The sequence below is a fragment of the Streptomyces sp. NK08204 genome (assembly GCF_020400585.1).
GTDB lineage: Bacteria > Actinomycetota > Actinomycetes > Streptomycetales > Streptomycetaceae > Streptomyces.
Genome location: NZ_JAINVF010000009.1, coordinates 64,571 through 79,920, shown reverse-complemented (window position 1 = coordinate 79,920; position 15,350 = coordinate 64,571). Strand labels below are relative to the sequence as shown.

Below are 15,350 nucleotides of genomic sequence, written 5' to 3'. Positions count from 1 at the left end.
CGTCCGGTGGCCAACCCCCACCGGTCCATGAAAGAGAAGGAAGATCCGGCATGTCCGCTCTCCAGACCCTCGCCGCCGACGGTGTCCACGGCTCCCTCGGTTCCATCGGTTACGGCCTCGCCGCGATCGGCCCCGGCGTCGGCGTCGGCATCATCTTCGGCAACGGCACCCAGGCCCTGGCCCGTCAGCCCGAGGCCGCTGGTCTGATCCGCGCCAACCAGATCCTGGGCTTCGCCTTCTGTGAGGCGCTCGCCCTCATCGGCATCGTTATGCCGTTCGTGTTCGGTAAGTAATCACCCCTTACCCGACACGAATCGACGAAAGGCACTGATGTGATCGCCAACCTGGTACAGCTGGCGGCCGAGGAAGAGCAGAATCCGCTCGTTCCGGCCGGTCCCGAGCTGCTCGTCGGCACCATCGCCTTCGCCATCGTGTTCTTCTTCTTCTGGAAGAAGCTGCTTCCGAACATCAACAAGGTTCTGGAGGAGCGTCGAGCGGCGATCGAAGGCGGCATCGAAGAGGCCGACGCCATGAAGGTCGAGGCCCAGAGCGTCCTTGAGCAGTACAAGGCCCAGCTCGCCGAAGCCCGGCACGAGGCCGCGCGTCTGCGCCAGGAGGCGCAGGAGCAGGGTGCCGCGCTCATCGCCGAGATGCGCGCCGAGGGCCAGCGGCAGCGCGAGGAGATCGTCGCCGCCGGTCACACGCAGATCGAGGCCGACCGCAAGGCCGCCGCGCAGTCGCTCCGGCAGGACGTCGGCACGCTCGCCACGGAGCTGGCCGGCAAGCTCGTCGGCGAGTCCCTCGAGGACCACGCCCGCCAGAGCCGTGTGATCGACCGCTTCCTCGACGAGCTTGAGGAGAAGGCCGAGGCCACGCGATGAACGGAGCGAGCCGCGAGGCCCTGGCAGCCGCACGTGAGCGTCTCGACGCGCTGACGGACTCCACGTCCGTGGACGCCGTACAGCTCGCCGACGAGCTGGCGGCCGTCACCGCGCTGCTCGACCGCGAGGCCGGCCTGCGTCGGGTCCTCACCGACCCGGCGCAGCCCGGGGAGGCCAAGGCGACGCTGGTTCAGCGCCTGATCGGCGGCCAGGTCAGTGGTACCACCGCCGACCTGCTGTCCGGGATGGCCCGCGCTCGCTGGTCGCAGCCCCGCGACCTGGTCGACGCGCTGGAGGAGCTGGCGAACGTCGCCGACCTCACCGCCGCGGAGAAGTCGGGCACGCTGGACGACGTGGAGGACGAGCTGTTCCGGTTCGGCCGGATCGTCTCCTCCAGCACCGACCTGCGCGCCGCGCTGACCGACCGCGCCGCCGGCGCCCCGGCCAAGACCGAGCTGCTGCACCGGCTGCTCGGCGGGCGGGCCAAGCCGGCCACCGAGCGTCTGGTGACGCGCCTCGTGACCGCGCCGCGTGGACGTAGCCTGGAAGCGGGACTGGAGTCCCTGTCCAAGCTCGCCGCCGACCGCCGGGACCGCATGGTCGCCGTCGTCACCTCGGCGGTGCCGCTGAGCGACGGGCAGAGGCAGCGCCTCGGCGCCGCCCTGACCAAGCTCTACGGCCGCCGGATGCACCTCAACCTCGACGTCGACCCCGAGGTCGTCGGCGGGATCCGGGTGCAGGTCGGTGACGAGGTCATCAACGGTTCCATCGCGGACCGGCTGGAGGACGCGGCCCGCCGCATGGCGAGCTAGCAGCACTCGATACGTCGAGACAAGCGTTCGAGAAAAGCAGTACGTACTTACGGCCCTGGTTGGGCCGTGCAGAGGATTCCTGGGGGTCGCCCCCAGACCCCCAAAGTGAAACTTCGGGCCCAACAAGGAGAGCAGGGAACCCAGATGGCGGAGCTCACGATCCGGCCGGAGGAGATCCGGGACGCGCTGGAGAACTTCGTCCAGTCGTACAAGCCGGACGCGGCCTCGCGCGAGGAGGTCGGTACGGTCACCCTTGCCGGCGACGGCATCGCGAAGGTCGAGGGCCTGCCCTCGGCCATGGCCAACGAACTGCTGAAGTTCGAGGACGGCACCCTCGGCCTCGCGCTCAACCTGGAAGAGCGCGAGATCGGTGCCATCGTCCTCGGTGAGTTCAGCGGCATCGAAGAGGGTCAGCCGGTCACGCGCACCGGTGAGGTCCTCTCCGTCGCGGTCGGCGAGGGCTACCTCGGCCGCGTCGTCGACCCGCTCGGCAACCCGATCGACGGCCTCGGCGAGATCGAGACCGACAGCCGGCGTGCCCTCGAGCTGCAGGCCCCCACGGTCATGCAGCGCAAGTCGGTGCACGAGCCGATGGAGACGGGCTACAAGGCCGTCGACGCGATGACCCCGATCGGCCGTGGTCAGCGTCAGCTGATCATCGGTGACCGCCAGACCGGCAAGACCGCCCTGGCCGTCGACACGATCATCAACCAGCGCGACAACTGGCGCACCGGCGACCCGAAGAAGCAGGTCCGCTGCATCTACGTCGCCATCGGCCAGAAGGGCTCCACCATCGCCGGCGTGCGCCGCGCGCTGGAGGAGAACGGCGCCCTGGAGTACACGACCATCGTCGCCGCCCCGGCGTCCGACCCGGCCGGCTTCAAGTACCTGGCGCCGTACACCGGTTCGGCCATCGGTCAGCACTGGATGTACCAGGGCAAGCACGTCCTGATCATCTTCGACGACCTCTCGAAGCAGGCCGACGCCTACCGCGCCGTGTCGCTGCTGCTGCGCCGCCCGCCGGGCCGTGAGGCCTACCCGGGTGACGTCTTCTACCTGCACTCCCGCCTGCTGGAGCGCTGCGCCAAGCTCTCCGACGACATGGGCGCCGGTTCGATGACCGGTCTGCCGATCGTCGAGACCAAGGCCAACGACGTCTCGGCGTTCATCCCGACCAACGTCATCTCCATCACCGACGGCCAGTGCTTCCTGGAGTCGGACCTGTTCAACGCCGGTCAGCGTCCCGCGCTGAACGTCGGTATCTCCGTCTCCCGAGTCGGTGGTTCCGCGCAGCACAAGGCGATGCGCCAGGTCTCCGGTCGTCTGCGTGTCGACCTCGCCCAGTTCCGTGAGCTGGAGGCGTTCGCCGCCTTCGGTTCCGACCTGGACGCGGCCTCCAAGGCCCAGCTGGAGCGCGGTCAGCGCATGGTCGAGCTGCTGAAGCAGGACCAGTACCAGCCGATGGCCACCGAGGACCAGGTCGTCTCCGTCTGGGCCGGCACCAACGGCCGTATGGACGACGTCCCGGTCGCCGACATCCGCCGCTTCGAGCGCGAGCTGCTGGACTACCTGCACCGCCAGGAGTCGGGTCTGCTCACCTCCATCCGCGAGGGCGCCAAGATGTCGAACGACACGATCCAGGCGATCGACGACGCCGTGGCCGCGTTCAAGAAGCAGTTCGAGACCTCGGACGGCAAGCTGCTCGGCGAGGACACTCCTGCCGCTGCCGCCAAGTGACGTAAGGAAGGGACCTGACTCATGGGAGCCCAGCTCCGGGTCTACAAGCGTCGCATCCGATCCGTCAGCGCGACCAAGAAGATCACCAAGGCGATGGAGATGATCGCCGCCTCGCGCGTCGTCAAGGCGCAGCGCAAGGTGGCGGCCTCCACGCCGTACGCGACCGAGCTGACGCGCGCGGTCACGGCGGTCGGTACGGGTTCGAACACCAAGCACCCGCTCACCACGGAGGCGGAGAACCCGGCCCGTGCCGCGGTTCTGCTCCTCACGAGCGACCGCGGTCTGGCCGGCGCCTTCAACTCCAACGCCATCAAGGCGGCGGAGCAGCTGACCGAGCGCCTGGAGCGCGAGGGCAAGCAGGTCGACACGTACATCGTCGGTCGGCGCGGTGTCGCCCACTACAACTTCCGTGAGCGCAAGATCTCGGAGTCGTGGTCGGGCTTCACGGACGAGCCGACGTACGCGGACGCCAAGAAGGTGGCGGCGCCTCTGATCGAGGCCATCGAGAAGGACACGGCCGACGGCGGCGTGGACGAGCTCCACATCGTCTTCACCGAGTTCGTCTCGATGATGACGCAGACGGCGCTCGACGCCCGACTGCTGCCGCTGCGCCTCGAAGAGGTCGCCGAGGAGGCCGCCCCCAAGGGCGAGATCCTCCCGCTGTACGACTTCGAGCCCTCGGCGGAGGACGTCCTCGACGCCCTGCTGCCGCGCTACGTGGAGAGCCGCATCTACAACGCGCTGCTCCAGTCGGCCGCTTCGAAGCACGCTGCCACGCGGCGCGCGATGAAGTCGGCCACCGACAACGCGGGCGAGCTGATCAACACGCTCTCCCGTCTTGCCAACGCGGCCCGCCAGGCCGAAATCACCCAGGAAATCAGCGAGATCGTCGGTGGCGCGAGCGCCCTGGCCGACGCGACCGCGGGGAGTGACCGATAATGACCACCACTGTTGAGACCGCGACGGCTACGGGCCGCGTCGCCCGGGTCATCGGCCCGGTCGTCGACGTGGAGTTCCCCGTCGACGCGATGCCGGACATCTACAACGCCCTGCACGTCGAGGTGTCCGACCCGGCGAACGCCGGTGAGAAGAAGACGCTGACCCTGGAGGTCGCCCAGCACCTGGGTGACGGCCTGGTCCGCACCATCTCCATGCAGCCGACCGACGGTCTGGTCCGCCAGGCCCCGGTCGTCGACACCGGCGACGGCATCACCGTCCCGGTCGGCGACTTCACCAAGGGTAAGGTGTTCAACACCCTCGGTGAGGTGCTGAACGTCGACGAGCAGTACACGGGCGAGCGCTGGTCCATCCACCGCAAGGCCCCGAACTTCGACGAGCTCGAGTCGAAGACCGAGATGTTCGAGACCGGCGTCAAGGTCATCGACCTGCTGACCCCGTACGTCAAGGGCGGCAAGATCGGTCTGTTCGGCGGCGCCGGCGTCGGCAAGACGGTGCTCATCCAGGAGATGATCTACCGCGTCGCCAACAACCACGACGGTGTCTCCGTGTTCGCCGGCGTCGGTGAGCGCACCCGTGAGGGCAACGACCTCATCGAGGAGATGTCGGACTCGGGCGTCATCGACAAGACCGCGCTCGTCTTCGGTCAGATGGACGAGCCCCCGGGCACCCGTCTGCGCGTCGCGCTGGCCGGCCTCACCATGGCCGAGTACTTCCGTGACGTCCAGAAGCAGGACGTGCTGTTCTTCATCGACAACATCTTCCGCTTCACGCAGGCCGGTTCCGAGGTCTCCACGCTGCTCGGCCGCATGCCGTCCGCGGTGGGTTACCAGCCGAACCTGGCCGACGAGATGGGTCTCCTCCAGGAGCGCATCACCTCGACCCGCGGTCACTCGATCACCTCGATGCAGGCGATCTACGTCCCCGCCGACGACCTGACCGACCCGGCCCCGGCCACCACCTTCGCCCACCTCGACGCGACGACGGTTCTGTCCCGTCCGATCTCCGAGAAGGGCATCTACCCGGCCGTGGACCCGCTGGACTCCACGTCCCGGATCCTGGACCCGCGCTACATCTCGGCGGACCACTACAACGCGGCCATGCGCGTGAAGACGGTCCTGCAGAAGTACAAGGACCTCCAGGACATCATCGCGATCCTCGGTATCGACGAGCTGGGCGAGGAGGACAAGCTCGTTGTCCACCGTGCCCGTCGCGTGGAGCGCTTCCTGTCCCAGAACACCCACGTCGCCAAGCAGTTCACCGGCGTGGACGGTTCGGACGTGCCGCTGGACGAGTCGATCGCGGCGTTCAACGCGATCATCGACGGCGAGTACGACCACTTCCCGGAGCAGGCGTTCTTCATGTGCGGTGGTCTCGACGACCTGAAGAAGAACGCGAAGGAGCTGGGCGTCTCCTGACTCCAGGCATCTGCCTGAGTCGTGAGGGGGCGGGTACGTCCCGCCCCCTCTTCCACGCCCACTAGACTTGTAACCAACACCCGGCACTCCCGCCGGGTGGTGACCCGAGGAGCCACCCTTGGCTGCTGAGCTGCACGTCGAGCTGGTCGCCGCCGACCGCCAGGTCTGGTCCGGCGAGGCCACCCTGGTCGTCGCGCGCACCACGTCCGGCGACATCGGCGTCATGCCCGGTCACCAGCCGCTGCTCGGTGTGCTGGAGTCGGGCCCGGTGACCATCCGGACGAACGACGGTGGAACGGTCGTCGCCGCGGTGCACGGCGGTTTCATCTCGTTCGCGGACAACAAGCTGTCGCTGCTGGCCGAGATCGCCGAGCTGTCGGACGAGATCGATGTCCAGCGTGCGGAGCGGGCGCTCGAGCGCGCGAAGGCCGAGGCTGACGCCTCTGCCGAGCGCCGCGCGGACGTCCGCCTGCGTGCGGCGGCGGCGCGCTGATCCCAGCGCGCGGCGCGTTGACGTCACTCAGCCGCGGCCGGCCCGGAGCAATCCGGTGCCGGTCGCGGCTGAGGCAGATACGGGTGTTTTTTCCGTTTCATTACTCAATTGCAGCGCTACTACCCAGGAGACGAGGAGGTCGGTGTCGATGGTCCTCGCTCTGACTGTGTGCGGGATCGTGGTCGCGCTCGTGGTGGTGGGGCTGTTCCTGTTCGGTCTGCGCCGCAGGCTGATCCAGCGCTCCGGCGGGACCTTCGACTGCTCCCTGCGCTGGGACGTGGCCGAGAAACCGGACAGCAGCGGCAAGGGCTGGAGCTACGGCGTCGCCCGCTACAACGGCGACCGCATCGAGTGGTACCGGGTCTTCTCGTACGCCTTTCGGCCCCGCCGGGTCCTGGAGCGGGCCCAGATCGAGGTGTCCGGCCGCCGTCTGCCGGAGGGTGAGGAGGAGCTGGCGCTGCTCTCCGACGCGGTGATCCTCGCCTGCAGCCATCGGGACACCCGCCTCGAACTCGCCATGAGCGAAGACGCGCTGACCGGTTTCCTCGCCTGGCTGGAGGCAGCCCCGCCCGGACAGCGAGTGAATGTGGCGTAGCCACACTCACTCGCTGGGGGAGTCCCCCGGACGAAGTCTGGGGGAGCGCCGATCTCGCTTGGTGCTTCTACAGGTTGCTGTTGATGGCGCTCACCAGCTCGCCGTCGCTGGTGTCACCGCTGAACTCCCAGAAGAACGCGCCGCCCAGCCCCTGGGCCTTGGCCCAGCTCATCTTCCCGGCGATGGTGGCGGGGGTGTCGTACGACCACCAGTTGCTGCCGCAGTGCGCGTACGCCGTGCCCGCGACGGTGCCGGTGACCGGGCAGGACGTCTTGAGCACCTTGTAGTCCTCGATGCCCTGCTCGTACGTGCCGGCCGCTGGGCCCGTGGCCGTGCCGCCGGGGGCGTCCTGGGTGACGCCGGTCCAGCCGCGGCCGTAGAAGCCGATGCCGATGAGCAGCTTGTTCGCGGGGACGCCGATCGCCTTGTACGCGGCCATCGCGTCGGCGGTGGTGTAGCCCGCCTTCGGGATGCCGGAGTACGAGGTGAGCGGGGAGTGCGGGGCGGTCGGGCCCTTGGCGTCCCAGGCACCGAAGAAGTCGTACGACATCACGTTGTACCAGTCGACGTAACTCGCGGCGCCCGCGTAGTCCGCGGCCTCGATCTTGCCGCCGGAGGAGCCGTCGGCCGTGACGGCCGCGGTGACCAGCGCGGAGGAGCCGAACTTGGCGCGCAGCGCGGCCATCACGTTCTTGAAGGCCGCCGCCCCGCTGGTGTCGCAGGACAGCCCGCAGGCGTTCGGGTACTCCCAGTCGATGTCGATGCCGTCGAAGACATCGGCCCAGCGCGGGTCCTTGACCAGGTTGTAGCAGGACTGCGCGAAGGCGGCCGGGTTCTGCGCGGCCTGCCCGAAGCCGCCGGACCAGGTCCAGCCGCCGAAGGACCACAGCACCTTGATGTTCGGGTACTTGGCCTTCAGCTCGCGCAGCTGGTTGAAGTTGCCGCGCAGCGGCTGGTCCCAGGTGTCGGCCACGCCGCTGACCGACTGGTCGGCGGTGAACGCCTTGTCGTAGTCGGCGTAGGAGTCACCGATCGCGCACTGGCCGCCCGTCACGTTCCCGAAGGCGTAGTTGATGTGCGTGATCTTCGACGCGGAGCCGGAGGTCACCAGGTTCTTGACGTTGTAGTTACGGCCGTAGATGCCCCACTCGGTGAAGTAACCGAGCTTGACCTTGGTGCCGCCGGTGGGCGGGGGAGTGGTGGTGCCACCGGTGGTGTGGACGGCGACCGCGCCGCTGACCGGGCCGGTCTGGTCGGCGGTGTCCCGGGCCTGCACGGTGTAGGAGTAGTCGGTGCCGGCACTCAGGCCGGTGTCCGTGTACGACGTCGTGGTCACCGTGGAGACGACCTTGCCGTCGCGCAGCACGTCGTAGTTCTTGACGCCCTTGTCGTCGGTGGCCGCGCTCCAGCTGAGCTTCGCCGAGGTGTCGGTGACGTCGGAGGCGGTCGGCGTGCCGGGCGCGGAGGGGGCCGCGTCGCCCGGGACGGTCGTACCGTCACAACTGTCGTCGTTGAGCTTGCAGTTGCTCGGCGATCCCGATCCGGCACCGTTGAAGCCGAAGGAGACGGAGGCGCCGGGCGCGATGGAGCCGTTGTAGGACTTGTTCTTGGCGGTCCAGTGGGTGCCGGAGTTGGTGACGTCCGCGTCCCAGGCGGAGGTGACGGATGTACCGGAGGGGAAGTCCCACTCGACGGTCCAGGAGCTGATGCTGGTGGTGCCGGTGTTCTTGATGGTCCACTGACCGCCGAAGCCGGTTCCCCAGTCGCTGGTCTTCGTGTAGGTGGCGGTCGCGTTCGTCGCGGCCTGGGCGGGGCCGGCGAGACCGACCAGGCCGGCCAGGGGGAGCAACAGGGTCGCGAACCCTGCCGCGGCTCGGTGTCTGAAGCGCATGCTGCGCCTCCCTCGGTAGGGGATGTCAGGGGCATGACTGTCACGCCCACGGTGCCGCGAGGATAGAAAGGTCTGGACCAGGGGTCAATAGGTCTGGACCACTTGCACCGTGGGCCGCTGGATGCCCAATTCCCCTGCCGCGGGGTCGCTTTGGACTCGGCTGAGCGGTTCCGGCCTGTCCGGGGGCCGGTTCACGTGCGTCTTCACGCGTGGATCTCAGGTGGCGGGGCGGTTGCGTCGGGATACAGGCGGACAAGGCGACGAGGTGCTCGCACGCACGGCGCTGCGAACCCTTCAGGAGGAGGGCGACGCGTCGCGTGTCCCGCCGGCGGACGTACTGGCGGACCTCTTCGGGCCGCCGGCGGACGCGTCCTCGGCGGGTGCTGCGTGAAGTACGCCCTCGAGTTCACCGCCGCGGCGCGCCGCCGGCTCCGGACCGTCGACCGGGCGACCGCGCTCGGCGTCCTGCACGCGCTCAGCCGCCTGGGACGACGACCCCTACAGCGATGACGCCGACGTGAGGAAACTGTCCGGCCATGACGGCCTGTACCGGCTTCGCGTCGGTACGTACCGGATCGCCTGTCTGACCGACGACGGCAAGCTCGTCGTCCTCGCGGTCGAGATCGGACCGCAGGGGCATCCGCCGGCGCCGGTGAAGGTCGCTAACGCTCCCCGCCCGGCACCCACAGCACGTCACCGACATCCTTGTTCGCGACCCGCGCCAGGATGAAGAGCAGGTCGGAGAGGCGGTTGAGGTAGGTCGCGGTGAGCGGGTTCATGGTCTCGCCGTGCACCTCCAGGGCCGACCACGTGGAGCGCTCGGCCCGTCGTACGACCGTGCAGGCCTGGTGGAGCAGGGCCGCGCCCGCGGTACCGCCGGGCAGGATGAAGGAGCGCAGCTTCTCCAGCTGTTCGTTGAAGCGGTCGCAGTCCGCCTCCAGCTTGTCGATGTAGAACTGCTCGACCCGCAGCGGCGGGAATTCGGGGCTCTCCACCACCGGCGTCGACAGGTCCGCACCCACGTCGAACAGGTCGTTCTGGACGCGGGTGAGGACCTTGACGACCTCCTCGTGCAGACCGCCCAGCGCGATCGCGGTGCCGATCACCGCGTTGGCCTCGTTGGCGTCCGCGTACGCGGAGATCCGGAGGTCGGTCTTGGCGACCCGGCTCATGTCACCGAGGTTGGTGGTGCCCTTGTCGCCGGTCCTGGTGTAGATGCGTGTCAGATTGACCATGCGGCCAGCGTAGTTACGCCGCGGCCGTCCTGAACACGCGTGTGCCCAGCGTCACCGACACGATCGTGAAGCCGACGGCGACGAGGACGCCGTACAGCATGTGCGTGCTCGTGTACCGGCCGACGTACGCGTCGCGCACCGCATCCACCAGGTAGCGGAACGGCACGAAGTGCGAGAGCACGTCCAGCCAGGCGGGCGCCAGGGACATCGGGAGCATCAGGCCGGACAGCAGCATCGACGGCATCGACAACATGTTGATCGTCGGGCCGAACTCCTGCGGGGTGCGGGCCTTCATCCCGAGCGCGTAGGACAGCGAGGCCAGCGACAGCGTGAGCAGCGCGACGAACCCGAAGCCGATGAGGACGCCGGGCAGGGGCGCACGCAGGCCCATGACCAGCGCGGCCAGCACCAGCAGCACCGCCTGGAAGACGAACACCGTGGCGTCCCGCAGCACCCGGCCGAGGAGGAGCGCGAGTCGGCTGACCGGGGTCACGCGCATCCGCTCCACCACCCCCTGCCCCTTCTCGATGATCACCGTGAAGCCCGCGAACAGAGCGCCGAACAGGCCGAGTTGGAGCAGCAGGCCCGGCACGAGCACCTGCCAGGAGCTGCCCTGCCCGCCCAACGGCAGATCGGTGAGCAGCGGGCCGAAGAAGAGGAGGTGCAGCAAGGGTGTGAGGACGCCGAAGAGCAGGGCGAAGCGCGAGCGCAGGGACTGGCGGAGGTACCGGCCGTAGACGAGGGCCGTGTCGTGCAGAAGCATCGCGGTGGTCCTATACGGCGACGGGGGTGTGGTCGGCCGGGGCGGGGGCACGGCCGGTGATGGCGAGGAAGGTGTCCTGGAGCGTGGCGTCGAGCGAGCCGCCGTAGCGGAGCTTGAGCGCACCGGGGGTGCCCTCGGCCGCGACCGTTCCCCGGTCCACGACGACCAGGCGGTCGGCGAGGGCGTCCGCCTCGTCCAGGTAGTGGGTGGTGAGGAAGACCGTCGTGCCGTACTCGTCGCGCAGCCGGCGGATGAGCCTCCACAGGTCGGCGCGGCTGCCGGGGTCCAGACCGGTCGTCGGCTCGTCCAGGAACAGCACTTTCGGGCGGTGGGTGAGCGCCATCGCGATGTCCAGGCGTCGCCGCTGACCGCCGGAGAGCGCGCCGGTCCTGCGGCCGAGCAGGTCGGTGAGGTCCAGTTCGCGGGCGAGTTCGGCCGCGCGCTCGGCGGCCCGCGCCTTCGGCAGGCGGTACATCCGGCCCTGGGTGACCAGCTCCTCCCGCACGCTGATCTGCGGATCGACGCCGCCGGACTGGGCGACGTAGCCGCACACCCTGCGCACGCCCACCGGGTCGGTCGCCAGGTCGTGCCCGGCGACGGTGGCCGCGCCGCCGGTGGGCGCCAGCAGAGTGGTGAGCATCCGCAGGGTGGTGGTCTTGCCGGCGCCGTTGGGTCCGAGGAAGCCGAGTATCTCGCCCTCCTGAACGGTGAGGTCGACGCAGCGTACGGCCTCGACCGGGCCCTGTCTGGTCTGGAAGGTGCGCGCCAGCCCGGCCGCGCTGATGACTGCTGCCATGCCCCAAGAAAAACAGAGCCTCTTAAATTTTGCAACGTCCCCAAAAATTCATGGGCTCCAGTTATTTGGCCGGCGGCCTACGATGACGCCATGGCAGAGGGGCTCAGGGAGCGGAAGAAGCGCGAGACCAGGCAGCGGATCTCGGACATCGCCACGGGACTGTTCCTGGAGCGCGGCTTCATGGCGGTGACCATGGCGGACGTCGCCGAGGCGGCCGACGTCTCCGTCAACACGGTCTACAACTACTTTCCGGCCAAGGAGGACCTCTTCTTCGACCGCTCCGCGGGAGTGACCGACCGGCTCGCCCGCTGGGTGCGCGGCCGGGACACGGGCGAGTCCGCGGCCCGGGCCGTCCTGCGTGAACTGCGCGAGGAGGTCGAGGCCGTCTCCCCTCGGTTGGGCCTGATGGAGGGCTACGACCGGTTCATGCGCGTCATCGACGAAGCCCCGCCGCTGCGCTCGCGCCTGTGGAGCCTGCAGCAGGAGATCCACGACAGCCTGGAGGCTGTCCTGCGCGAGGAGACGGGCGCGGCCGACGGCGAGGCGCTGCCGGGGCTGATCGCCGGTCAGATCTGCTGGATCCACCAGACGGTCTTCGTCACCATCGGACGCGAAATGCTCGCCGGCCGCGAACCGGCCGAAGTGTCACGGGAGATACTGGTCCTCATCGACGACATCGAGGACCTGCTCAGCGAGAAGGTCCTCGGCTACGCGGTACGCGGACGGAATTAGCGGAACGCTCCGCCCTTCACGGCCGTGACGAACGACGCCCACGGCATGGCCGCGAAGACGAGGGCGGGACCGTGCGGGGTCTTGCTGTCCCGGACGGGGACGGCGGAGGGGGCCGTGTCGGAGACTTCGAGGCAGGCGCCGCCGTCGGGGTTGCTGTAGCTGCTCTTGCGCCACGTCACGTTGCTCAGGTCGATGGTTCGCACGGCACTTCCTCCAGCATCCGCAGGATGAACTTCCGCGACTCGGCAGGGCTCAGCGCCTGGTCGCGCATTGCATCGTAGGCACGTTGCAGTCGCTCAACTGAAGCGTTTTCCTTGATGAGTTCGCCGCGATAGGCATTCTCGGCGTACGCGACCGTGCTGGCGCCCGCCAATCGCAGGAACATGACGTCGGTGCTCACGAGACCGTGCAGGCAGGCGGACTGCGGCAGCACCTGGAGCGTAATGTTGGGGCGCTCCGCGGCTTCCAGCAGGTACTCCAGCTGTTCCCGCCACGCCCCCAAGTCCCGCAGGCGAGCACACAGGGCCGCCTCGGCCAGGATGCTGCGGAACGGCGGTGCGTCCGCCCCCTCCAGCAACTGCCGCCGACTGGTGCGTGCCTCGACCTGTTGCTCCAGTTCCTTGCCCTTGACGCCGCCCAGGGCGAGCAATTCGTAGGCGTAACCATCCGTCTGCAGCAAACCGTGCACGGTGCTTACCCCGAAGTGCCAGAGGTTCACCGCCTCAGCCTCCAGGGCCATGTACCGCCGGTACTGCTCCTTGAACTGCGTCGGATCCCCGACCGCCATCTCCCACATCGCCAGCAGCAGCCCCGGCGTGCCGTAGTACTGGTCCAGCGCCTCCGCGACCTCCGGGCCGCCCAGGGTCTCGCCGCTCTCCAGCTTCTTGAAGAGTGACGGATCCCAGCCCACCGCGTCGGCCAGTGCCCGCAGGCTCAGGCCTCTGGAGGTGCGCAGCAGGCGGAGTTCCTCCGCATAGCGTCGGCGGGGCTCCTGGCTGCGTCCCGTGATCACCCTTCGTGCCGGCATCGCGGACCCTCCGTGCGTAGTTACTGGAACACGAAGGGTAATCAGCGGGGTGGGGGCCGCGCAGGGCAACGGGGAAAGGGGCCCTGCGGGGCCCGGTCACCGTGGCGCGTCCGAACGGCTGGGCAGGGCCGGGTTGAAGGCGCTTGCGCGGCGCCTCGTCCAGGGCGGGGTGAAGGTCAGCAGGAAGCTGATGCGGTCGGCGAAGCGGGGTTCGGGTACGGGTATCTCGACGCCTGGGTGCTCGGCGTAGCCGCTGGTGACGGTACGGGCCACGTAGTTGGTGATGGCGTCGGCACGCTGGGCGCGCGGGCGCCCGCCCGGAGCGGTGAGGCGGCTGAGGATGCGCAGCACGGTGGGAACGGACGCGTCGAACGTGCAGTGCACGGGCGGGCTGATGCCGATGACGGGGATCGTGTCGTGGTCTGCCGCGGTGTCGAGGCACGCCTGGTCGTGCCAGAAGGAAGCCGCGTGGGCCTCGCCGCGGGCACTGTGGTGCAGGGAGAGGCAGTAGGCGGCGGGGGAGTGTCCCGCGCCGGCGGCGTACTGCCACCAGAAGCGGGCTCCCTCGTCGATGCCGGCCACGTGGAGGGCGCACCCCAGCAGCCAGGCCCCTTCCGGTTCGGGGAGTTGGTCGGTGAGGAACTGGAGGGTGCCGGGGGCGAGCGCGGTGAGGACGGCGTCGCACAGGGCACGCAGCTGGCGGACCGCGACGGCGTCGGCGTGCGCGGGGTCGGTGAGGGTGGTGTCGTCGTACGTGGGGTCGGGGTAGGCGCCGTCTTCGTACGGGACGGTGTCGGCGGGAACACCGGGGCTGTCGTGCAGACGGGCGCGGGCGAGGAGAGCGTCTATGGCAGTCATGGCGTACGGATTCACTCCCGGGGGCTGTCGAGGAGGTCTTCGAGGGCGGCACGGGCATGGTGGTCGATGGCGTGCGCGATGGCCGGGCTCAGACCGGTGACGTAGGGGATCGTTTCCTCCAGGTCCAGGCCGCACAGGTGGCCCAGCACGATGACGTCCATGTGGTCCTGCGGGAGCCGGGTGATGGCGTCGAAGAGGTCCACCATCTCGGTCAGCACGACGAGGTGCCCCGGCACGCTGTCGCTGACCTCCTCGGTGGAGAAGACGGCGGCGCGCAGGTCGGGGTGGCCGTCACGGTAGGCGGCGCGGGCCAGTACGCGGGAACGGAGCAGAAGCCAGGCGTTGCGTCGGAGGTTCGCGCTGCTGGCGACCGTGTTCCAGGACAGCCACAGCAGGTCGAAGGTCTCTCCCACCGCCCAGCGGACACGGTTGTCGGTCAGCAGGAAGGCGCGCGCATAGGCGGTGTAGGGGGCGTGCATCTTCTCGGTGAAGGCCCGGTGGGCCAGGGGCGGGATCTCCGGTTCGCTGGCGACCTGCTGGATGCAGTTGCGGATCCACTCGGGTTTCTTGTGCGCCTCGCGTGCCGCGGCCGTCCACAGGCGGCGCATCGGCCGGACGGGCAGGCCCAGCGCCCGTATCACGCTGAACGTGATCTCCCAGGCCGGGTAGTAGCCGTTGCCCCGGAGGAGTTCGCTGATGCGGGCCTTGGAGTAGCCGGAGCGGTCGACGAGGTCGTTCAGGGTCAGACCGCTGGAGAAGACATGGCTGCGGACCGGCTCCAGCCAGGCCCGGTGCGAGGGGCCCGCCGCCTCGGAGATTCCGAGCGGCTTACGGCCCCGCCTGCCGCTGTTCTCCGGCTGGGGCGGCTGGTGGTCGCCCTCCGGCGGGGGAGGCTGGTCGTCGCCAGGAGGACAGGTCATCGGGGCGGCTCCTCCCCGGCATCGGCGGGCGCGGGGACCGGGCCGGCGGGCGCGCGGGCGCCGTCGTGCCCGGTCAGGGCCTGGGTGATCTGCTGCACGAGCAGGCCCAGGGACGGGAGCAGGGTGACCACGGCCGCGACCTGTCCCAGCACGGTCATCACCGTGCTCCATGTGAGGACCGCCACCAGCACGGTGACGGTCACCACCTTCTTACTCGACATCGCACTTCGTTTCT

18 protein-coding genes and 1 pseudogene are annotated in these 15,350 nt (G+C 69.1%); 10 read left to right on the top strand and 9 right to left on the bottom strand.

Features of this window, described 5'->3' with window-relative positions:
- Positions 1–50 precede the first annotated feature (50 nt).
- The 8 genes from K7G59_RS16350 (at position 51) to K7G59_RS16315 (ending at position 6,893) form a co-directional block, all read left to right on the top strand.
- Complete coding sequence (locus tag K7G59_RS16350) at positions 51–293, top strand: F0F1 ATP synthase subunit C (RefSeq protein WP_225834790.1); 243 nt, start codon at positions 51–53, stop codon at positions 291–293.
- A gap of 39 nt (positions 294–332) precedes the next feature.
- The gene (locus K7G59_RS16345) at positions 333–881 is read left to right on the top strand and encodes a F0F1 ATP synthase subunit B (protein ID WP_225834789.1); all 549 of its coding nucleotides are present in this window, start codon (positions 333–335) and stop codon (positions 879–881) included.
- Positions 878–1,693 (top strand): F0F1 ATP synthase subunit delta, encoded by an 816-nt coding sequence (locus tag K7G59_RS16340; RefSeq protein ID WP_225834788.1) that lies wholly within the window; start codon positions 878–880, stop codon positions 1,691–1,693. The genes K7G59_RS16345 and K7G59_RS16340 overlap by 4 nt, the downstream gene beginning before the upstream one ends.
- A gap of 144 nt (positions 1,694–1,837) precedes the next feature.
- A complete protein-coding gene (gene atpA, locus K7G59_RS16335) occupies positions 1,838–3,430 on the top strand; it encodes a F0F1 ATP synthase subunit alpha (RefSeq protein WP_225834786.1) in 1,593 nt (530 codons plus the stop codon).
- A 21-nt stretch (positions 3,431–3,451) separates the two neighbouring features.
- On the top strand, positions 3,452–4,369 hold the full coding sequence (locus K7G59_RS16330) for a F0F1 ATP synthase subunit gamma (RefSeq protein ID WP_225834784.1): 918 nt from the start codon (positions 3,452–3,454) through the stop codon (positions 4,367–4,369).
- Complete coding sequence (atpD, locus tag K7G59_RS16325) at positions 4,369–5,805, top strand: F0F1 ATP synthase subunit beta (protein WP_225834781.1); 1,437 nt, start codon at positions 4,369–4,371, stop codon at positions 5,803–5,805. Before K7G59_RS16330 ends, atpD begins: the two co-directional genes overlap by 1 nt.
- Positions 5,806–5,923: 118 nt before the next feature.
- Entirely contained in the window at positions 5,924–6,298 is a 375-nt protein-coding gene (locus K7G59_RS16320; RefSeq protein WP_225834779.1) for a F0F1 ATP synthase subunit epsilon, read from the top strand.
- 148 nt (positions 6,299–6,446) lie between these two features.
- Positions 6,447–6,893, top strand: a complete 447-nt coding sequence (locus K7G59_RS16315) for a DUF2550 domain-containing protein (RefSeq protein ID WP_225834777.1) — start codon at positions 6,447–6,449, stop codon at positions 6,891–6,893.
- 67 nt (positions 6,894–6,960) lie between these two features.
- Here the strand turns inward: K7G59_RS16315 and K7G59_RS16310 are convergent, their stop codons facing one another.
- A complete protein-coding gene (locus K7G59_RS16310) occupies positions 6,961–8,784 on the bottom strand; it encodes a glycoside hydrolase family 18 chitinase (protein ID WP_225834775.1) in 1,824 nt (607 codons plus the stop codon).
- A gap of 387 nt (positions 8,785–9,171) precedes the next feature.
- Here K7G59_RS16310 and K7G59_RS16305 point away from each other — a divergent pair.
- Positions 9,172–9,412: pseudogene (locus K7G59_RS16305) on the top strand (type II toxin-antitoxin system RelE/ParE family toxin); the annotation flags it as partial.
- A gap of 34 nt (positions 9,413–9,446) precedes the next feature.
- Here the strand turns inward: K7G59_RS16305 and K7G59_RS16300 are convergent.
- From K7G59_RS16300 to K7G59_RS16290, 3 genes are read right to left on the bottom strand one after another with little or no spacing between them, the layout of a single operon-like run.
- Positions 9,447–10,019, bottom strand: coding sequence for a cob(I)yrinic acid a,c-diamide adenosyltransferase (locus K7G59_RS16300; RefSeq protein ID WP_225834773.1), 573 nt, complete (start codon positions 10,017–10,019; stop codon positions 9,447–9,449).
- Between the two features lie 13 nt (positions 10,020–10,032).
- Entirely contained in the window at positions 10,033–10,782 is a 750-nt protein-coding gene (locus K7G59_RS16295; RefSeq protein WP_225834771.1) for an ABC transporter permease, read from the bottom strand.
- Positions 10,783–10,792: 10 nt separating this feature from the next.
- Entirely contained in the window at positions 10,793–11,578 is a 786-nt protein-coding gene (locus K7G59_RS16290) for an ABC transporter ATP-binding protein (protein WP_225834770.1), read from the bottom strand.
- Between the two features lie 90 nt (positions 11,579–11,668).
- Here K7G59_RS16290 and K7G59_RS16285 point away from each other — a divergent pair, with 90 nt between their 5' ends.
- Entirely contained in the window at positions 11,669–12,310 is a 642-nt protein-coding gene (locus K7G59_RS16285; RefSeq protein WP_225834769.1) for a TetR/AcrR family transcriptional regulator, read from the top strand.
- Here K7G59_RS16285 and K7G59_RS16280 read toward each other — a convergent pair.
- The 5 genes from K7G59_RS16280 to K7G59_RS16260 form a co-directional block, all read right to left on the bottom strand.
- Complete coding sequence (locus K7G59_RS16280; protein WP_225834768.1) at positions 12,307–12,513, bottom strand: DUF397 domain-containing protein; 207 nt, start codon at positions 12,511–12,513, stop codon at positions 12,307–12,309. The genes K7G59_RS16285 and K7G59_RS16280 overlap by 4 nt on opposite strands.
- Positions 12,495–13,337: a helix-turn-helix transcriptional regulator gene (locus K7G59_RS16275; RefSeq protein WP_225834767.1), complete on the bottom strand. Its 843-nt coding sequence runs from the start codon at positions 13,335–13,337 to the stop codon at positions 12,495–12,497. The genes K7G59_RS16280 and K7G59_RS16275 overlap by 19 nt, the downstream gene beginning before the upstream one ends.
- Before the next feature lie 96 nt (positions 13,338–13,433).
- Positions 13,434–14,195 (bottom strand): hypothetical protein, encoded by a 762-nt coding sequence (locus K7G59_RS16270; protein ID WP_225834766.1) that lies wholly within the window; start codon positions 14,193–14,195, stop codon positions 13,434–13,436.
- Between the two features lie 11 nt (positions 14,196–14,206).
- Positions 14,207–15,115 carry an XRE family transcriptional regulator gene (locus tag K7G59_RS16265; protein ID WP_225834765.1) on the bottom strand — a complete coding sequence of 303 codons (909 nt, stop codon included), beginning with the start codon at positions 15,113–15,115 and terminating at the stop codon, positions 14,207–14,209.
- Complete coding sequence (locus tag K7G59_RS16260; protein ID WP_225834764.1) at positions 15,112–15,336, bottom strand: hypothetical protein; 225 nt, start codon at positions 15,334–15,336, stop codon at positions 15,112–15,114. Before K7G59_RS16260 ends, K7G59_RS16265 begins: the two co-directional genes overlap by 4 nt.
- Positions 15,337–15,350: the final 14 nt, after the last annotated feature.

Coding starts and splice junctions, on each gene's coding strand:
- K7G59_RS16350 (WP_225834790.1), top strand. CDS start 51: ATGTCCGCTCTCCAGACCCTCGCCGCCGACGGTGTCCACGGCTCCCTC.
- K7G59_RS16340 (WP_225834788.1), top strand. CDS start 878: ATGAACGGAGCGAGCCGCGAGGCCCTGGCAGCCGCACGTGAGCGTCTC.
- atpA (WP_225834786.1), top strand. CDS start 1,838: ATGGCGGAGCTCACGATCCGGCCGGAGGAGATCCGGGACGCGCTGGAG.
- K7G59_RS16330 (WP_225834784.1), top strand. CDS start 3,452: ATGGGAGCCCAGCTCCGGGTCTACAAGCGTCGCATCCGATCCGTCAGC.
- atpD (WP_225834781.1), top strand. CDS start 4,369: ATGACCACCACTGTTGAGACCGCGACGGCTACGGGCCGCGTCGCCCGG.
- K7G59_RS16315 (WP_225834777.1), top strand. CDS start 6,447: ATGGTCCTCGCTCTGACTGTGTGCGGGATCGTGGTCGCGCTCGTGGTG.
- K7G59_RS16310 (WP_225834775.1), bottom strand. CDS start 8,784: ATGCGCTTCAGACACCGAGCCGCGGCAGGGTTCGCGACCCTGTTGCTC.
- K7G59_RS16300 (WP_225834773.1), bottom strand. CDS start 10,019: ATGGTCAATCTGACACGCATCTACACCAGGACCGGCGACAAGGGCACC.
- K7G59_RS16295 (WP_225834771.1), bottom strand. CDS start 10,782: ATGCTTCTGCACGACACGGCCCTCGTCTACGGCCGGTACCTCCGCCAG.
- K7G59_RS16290 (WP_225834770.1), bottom strand. CDS start 11,578: ATGGCAGCAGTCATCAGCGCGGCCGGGCTGGCGCGCACCTTCCAGACC.
- K7G59_RS16285 (WP_225834769.1), top strand. CDS start 11,669: ATGGCAGAGGGGCTCAGGGAGCGGAAGAAGCGCGAGACCAGGCAGCGG.
- K7G59_RS16275 (WP_225834767.1), bottom strand. CDS start 13,337: ATGCCGGCACGAAGGGTGATCACGGGACGCAGCCAGGAGCCCCGCCGA.
- K7G59_RS16270 (WP_225834766.1), bottom strand. CDS start 14,195: ATGACTGCCATAGACGCTCTCCTCGCCCGCGCCCGTCTGCACGACAGC.
- K7G59_RS16265 (WP_225834765.1), bottom strand. CDS start 15,115: ATGACCTGTCCTCCTGGCGACGACCAGCCTCCCCCGCCGGAGGGCGAC.
- K7G59_RS16260 (WP_225834764.1), bottom strand. CDS start 15,336: ATGTCGAGTAAGAAGGTGGTGACCGTCACCGTGCTGGTGGCGGTCCTC.